This is a genomic window from Veillonella parvula (assembly GCF_047241225.1).
Classification (GTDB): Bacteria; Bacillota; Negativicutes; order Veillonellales; family Veillonellaceae; genus Veillonella; species Veillonella parvula_O.
The window spans coordinates 24,635-30,609 of sequence record NZ_JBKTIE010000006.1 but is presented as its reverse complement, the minus strand read 5'-3'; the positions used below and the strand labels follow the sequence as shown (position 1 = coordinate 30,609).

Sequence of the window (5,975 nt, the reverse complement as noted above, 5' to 3'; positions counted from 1 at the left end):
TATGTTGTTGTGGCAGAAACAGCAAAGAACATGACGAAACGTTCCTCTTTGTCGGTTGTATTCTCTAAAATGGTAGGTGCTACAGCAGTTGCCGTTATGTTGACAGGCGTTATGATGCCTACGGATGCCTTGGGGGCACCGATTAAAAATGGTGTCGGAGCGACAGCTGAAAACGACGGTGGTATCGCAATTGGTGATAATACAGCATCTAAGGGTGATTATAGTATTTCAGTAGGTACTGGTGCATCTGTAGGTAGAGGAGATACGGACGAGGGTAGAACTTTGGCTGGTATCGCTATTGGTCGTGGTGCGACTGTAACTGTTGATGATAATAAAGGGAAAAGTGTTCCGGCAAATCAAAGAACTGGTGGCATTGCTATCGGTCAAAGTGCTACAACTACGGTTGTAAATGCAATTGCTATTGGTTCCGGCACTAGTGCTGATGGGGCACAAGCTGTAGCTATCGGCCGTAGTTCATATACGAGCGGGAATAATACGGTTGCTATCGGTAATAGTACTCGCGTTCGTTCCACTAATGGTTTTGCACTTGGTAACGAAGCGTGGGCAGGTATCGATGAGAATGGAACTGTTGTAGGTAAAGATAATGACCAAGCTTTCGGTTCTAATGCTCGTGCTTGGGGTGGTTCCTCCATGGCGTTAGGTAATGATGCAAAAGCCGGTGGTGGCGGTGCCATTTCTATGGGTAATGGTTCTCAATCTAGAGGTGATTGGGCAGTAGCTATTGGTAATGGTTCTAAGGCTTTTAAACAGGGGTCTGCTGCATTGGGTACGAATGCTACAGCTAATAGTTCTCACTCCACTGCACTTGGCTGGGGTAGTACGACAAATGGCTACGCTGATGTTGCAGCTGGTGATGGTTCTGTTGCATCTGGTGGTAATTCTCTAGCAATAGGTGTGCAATCTTCTACTTCTGATGGTGCGGTAGGTGCTGTAGCATTAGGTTTAAGTAGTAAAGCTGAGAAGACAAACTCTATGGCATTAGGTGTTTCTGCTAATGCAGCACATGAACGTTCTGTTGCATTAGGTGCTAATTCCAAGACTGATGCTACAGTAAGCACAGCAAATCAATTGGTAAACGGTTTATGGTATAAAAACTATGCCGGTGGTAGTGCTGACTCTACAGTTAGCGTGGGTAGTGATACAGTAAAACGTACCATTACAAATGTAGCTGCAGGTCGTGTGAATGCACAATCTACTGATGCAATCAACGGTAGCCAATTATATGGTGTTGCAAATACCTTGGGTAACTTAGCAAACACTACAAAAGGTCTTTTGGGTGGCAATGCAGCCCTTGACCCTGATACTGGTAACTTATCGATGAGCAATATCGGCAATACCGGTAAAGGCACGATTCATGATGCTATTAAATTCAATAAAGACACTATAGATAAAGGCCTTAACTTCGATGCTAATACAGGTGGTGCGAAAAACAACCTATTAGGTTCTAAAGTTACCATCAAAGGTGACGGCAGCAATATCAATGCCGCAATTACACAAGCCAATGGTGATACAACTATCAACATGACTTTGGGTAATACTATTAAAGTAGGTACAGCAAAACCTGTAACGATTGACGGTACTACAGGTTTTGTAACAGGCCTTCAAAATAAAGATTGGAATGTAGATAATCCTGTGGCTGTATCTGGCCGCGCGGCTACAGAAGATCAATTGAAAAAGGTAAACGATAAAGTTAATACCAATAAAACTGCCATTGATAAAAATACTAGTGATATCAATACTAACAAGCAAAATATCACGAAAAATGCTGGCGATATTGCGAATAACAAAACTGATATCGCTAAAAATAAGCAAGATATCTCCAATATTAATACAAAAATTAATAAAGGCTTGAACTTTGCTGGTGATACAGGTACTGTAAGCAATAGACAATTAGGCGACACTGTAACTGTTAAAGGCGGTGCTACAGGCACATTATCCGACGGTAATATCGGTGTTGAATCCGACGGTAATGGTACATTGAATGTTAAATTAGCTAAAACATTGACAGGTTTAGATAGCGTTACAGCTGGTAATACTAAGATTGATAATGGTGGTTTGACTGTAGGTGGTAAAACATATGTATCTCCAACAGGTCTCAATGCGAATAATCAAAAGATTACTAATGTTGCTAATGGTAGCGACCCTAATGATGCAGTAAACTATAGTCAATTACAAGCTGCTATCGGCGGTACAGCTAAAGCATCCACTGTAAAAGCAAAGGATGCGAATGTAACTGTAACAGAAAGTACAAACGCAGCAGGCGGTAAGGAATATACTGTTGGTTTAGGTAATAAAATTACTGTAGGTACAGCACATCCTGTAACTGTAGACGGTGATGCTGGTCATGTAACAGGCCTTACAAATACAGATTGGAATGTAGATAATCCTGTGGCTGTATCCGGTCGCGGTGCTACTGAAGATCAGTTAAAAGCGGTAAACGAAAAAGTTAATACTAATAAGACTCAAATCGACAAGAATAAACAAGATATCGCTGATAATAAGCAAAATATCACAAATAATGCTGGCAATATTGCTCAAAACAAGCAAGACATCTCCAGTATTAATACAAAAATTAATAAAGGATTGAACTTTGCTGGCGATACTGGTAATGTAAGCAACAGACAATTAGGCGACACTGTAACTGTTAAAGGCGGTGCTACAGGCACACTGTCCGATGGTAATATCGGTGTTGTATCTGACGGCAATGGCACATTAAATGTGAAATTAGCTAAAACATTGACAGGTTTGGACAGCGTGACAGCAGGTAATACTAAGATTGATAGCAACGGTTTGACTGTAGGCGGTAAAACATATGTATCTCCAACAGGTCTCAATGCGAATAATCAAAAGATTACCAATGTTGCTGATGGAACTGTAGGCGCAGGCAGTAAGGACGCTGTAAACGGCGGTCAATTGCACGATGCCAAAAACGAATTAACTACTAATATCAATAATGCCAAAACTGAACTTATCAACAAAGGTCTTCGTTTTAACGCTGATAATAACGATGAAAAAACAAACAAACTTGGTTCTAAAGTAACAGTCAATGGTGATGACAATATCACTACTAAAATTACGCAAACTGGTGATGATACTACAATCGGCGTTAAATTGAAAAAAGATCTTAATGTTACTACTGTTACTGCTACAGATACTGTAAAAGCAGGCGGCGTAACAATGGGTAAACACGCTGATACTAAAAATTATGTGACAGGCCTTGAAAATAAGGACTGGGATGTTAATAAGTCTAACCCTGTAAGCGGTCGTGCTGCTACAGAAGATCAATTGAAGAAAATCAGCGATGTAATTAAAAGCCAAGGTGCTGCGTCTACGGACTATCGTTTAGTTGCAAATCCGGCAGTTGCAGACGGCGCCTATACAGTTGACTCTAACGGTGATGTTGACTTAACTGTTGAGGATAAAAACCATGCAGGTAGTAAAGAAACAGTTAAGATTAAGGATGTCGCATCTAAATCTAGCCTTGATAAATTAAACGATCGCGCTGTTAAGTATAATTTGGACAATAATGGTGACGTTGATAAGACAAAAGTAACTTATGAAGGTCCTACTTATGCTAATAAAACTGGTGGTACTCATGTAACAAATGTGGCGTATGCGACAGGTAACGATGGTAGCGAAGCGGTTAATGTGGATTACTTGAAAGATAAAATCAAAGATAGCGAAGATGCATTAACTAATAAAGGCTTGAAATTTGATGCTAACAATGGCGGCGTAAAAACAAATAAATTGGGCTCCAAAGTAACCGTTAAAGGGGATAACTCTAATATCATTACGGAAATCTCTCAAGACGGTAACGGTGACAGTACAATTGATGTGAAACTTGGTAAAAACCTCAATGTAGAAACGATTACTGCTACTGGTGCAAACGGTAAAGACGGTAAAATCGGTATTAATGGTAAAGACGGTGTAACAACTAACATTTCTGTTACTCGTGACGGTCAACCTGGTGTAGACGGTGCTCCTGGTACGACTACAACTCGTATTAGATACCAAAAACCTGATGGTACGAACGAAGAAGTGGCTACTTTGAACGACGGCCTTAAATTTAAAGGCGACATGGGTGCTACATCTAATGTTAAGCTTAACAAGCTAGTAAATATAACAGGTGGTGTGACAAATGCATCTGATTTGGCAACCGGAAATAATATCGGTGTTACATCTGCGACGGTTGATGCTGACGGTAATGCAAAATTACAATTGCAATTGGCTAAAAATTTAACAGGCTTGCAATCTGTAACGGCATCCGACACTGTGAAAGCTGGCACTGTAACCATGGGTAAACAAGAAGATGGTGCGAACCCTGGCAATACTGGCAACTATGTATCTGGCTTAGATAATAAAGATTGGGATATTCAAAATCCTAATATGGTATCCGGTCGCGCCGCAACAGAAGATCAGTTGAAAACAGTTAGCGACGAAGTTAAGAAACAAGGCGCTAATGCTACGGACTTCCGTTTGGCGAAAAATGCGGCTGAAGCTGACGGTGCTTACAAGGTGGATGATAATGGCAACATTGATTTGACTGTAGAGGATAAAAATCATCCGGATAAAAAGGAAACCGTAAAATTGAAAGACATTGCCTCCAAATCCAAATTGGACGATGTTATCAATAAAGGCTTGCAGTTTGATGCTAATAGTGGCGGTGTACAGACTAATAAACTTGGTTCCAAGATCACTATTAAGGGTGAAGGTACTGATGCTGATAATAACTACAGCGGTGAAAACCTTAAAACTTTCATCAAACAGGATCAAAATGGCAATACAATTGTCGATGTGAAGATGAATAAGAACCTTAAAGCTGAAACTGTGAAGGTCGGTAAAGGTGATAAAGATGGTGTAACTATCACTGGCCCTGAAGGCCCGAACGGCTTAGACGGTAAGGTAGGTGTTACTGGTAAAGACGGGAAACCTGCTGTATCTATGTTCGGTAAAGATGGCGTAGGCCATATCGGCTTGACAGGCCCTGCAGGTACAAATGGGGTGAACGGTACAAGCGGTATCGACATGTCCGTGAAGAATGGCTACGATGATGATACTAAAGGCGTTAAAGGTGCAAAAGGCGTAGACGGTGTTGATGGTATCACTCGTATTGTTTACCAGGACAAAAACGGCGAACATCAAGTGGCAACCATGGATGATGGTATGCTCTACGGCGGCGATACAGGCAAGGTGATTGAAAAGAAACTTAACAATAAAGTGAATGTTAAGGGTGGTATCTCCGATGAAAGCAAATTAGCTGCTGAAGATAACATCGGTGTTGTTTCTGACGGTTCCGATACATTGAAATTGCGCTTGGCGAAAGAATTGAAAGGCTTGACGTCTGCTACTTTCACAAACGGTGGCAATAATACTGTTATCAATGGTGATGGTATGACAATCAATCGTGCTGGCGGCAATGCAGTAAGTCTTACAAAAGACGGTCTAAATAATGGCGGTAACAAGATTACAAATGTAGCTGACGGTACGGACCCTAACGATGCGGTTAATAAATCTCAATTGGATAAAGCTACAGCAGCTGCATCCACAACGGTATCGGCAGGTAATAATATTACTGTGACACCTAGCACCAATGCGAATGGTTCAAAGAACTATGAAGTAAGTCTTAAAGATCAAGTGACATTAGGCTCTGATGCTACGAAACAAATCGCGTTGGATGGTACTACAGGCACTATCAAGGCTGGTGATAAAGTTACAATCGATGGCAACAAAGGTACTATTAAAGCTGGCAATGTAACAATTGACGGTGAAAACGGTACCATTAAAGCTGGCGACAAGGTAACTATCGATGGTAAAGATGGTAAGATTGCAGCAGGCAAGGTATCTGTTGATGGCAAAGACGGTTATGTGACAGGTTTGGAAAACAAAGATTGGGATCCTAACAACATCACAAGCGGTCGTGCTGCTACAGAAGACCAATTGCAAAAATCTCACAA

At 41.1% G+C, this 5,975-nt stretch carries 1 protein-coding gene; it reads left to right on the top strand.

Annotation, left to right across the window (positions count from 1 at the left end; all coding sequences use genetic code 11):
- A partial coding sequence (locus ACLRYO_RS09415; RefSeq protein WP_413084858.1) for a hemagglutinin occupies positions 1–5,975 on the top strand: 5,975 nt, incomplete at both ends.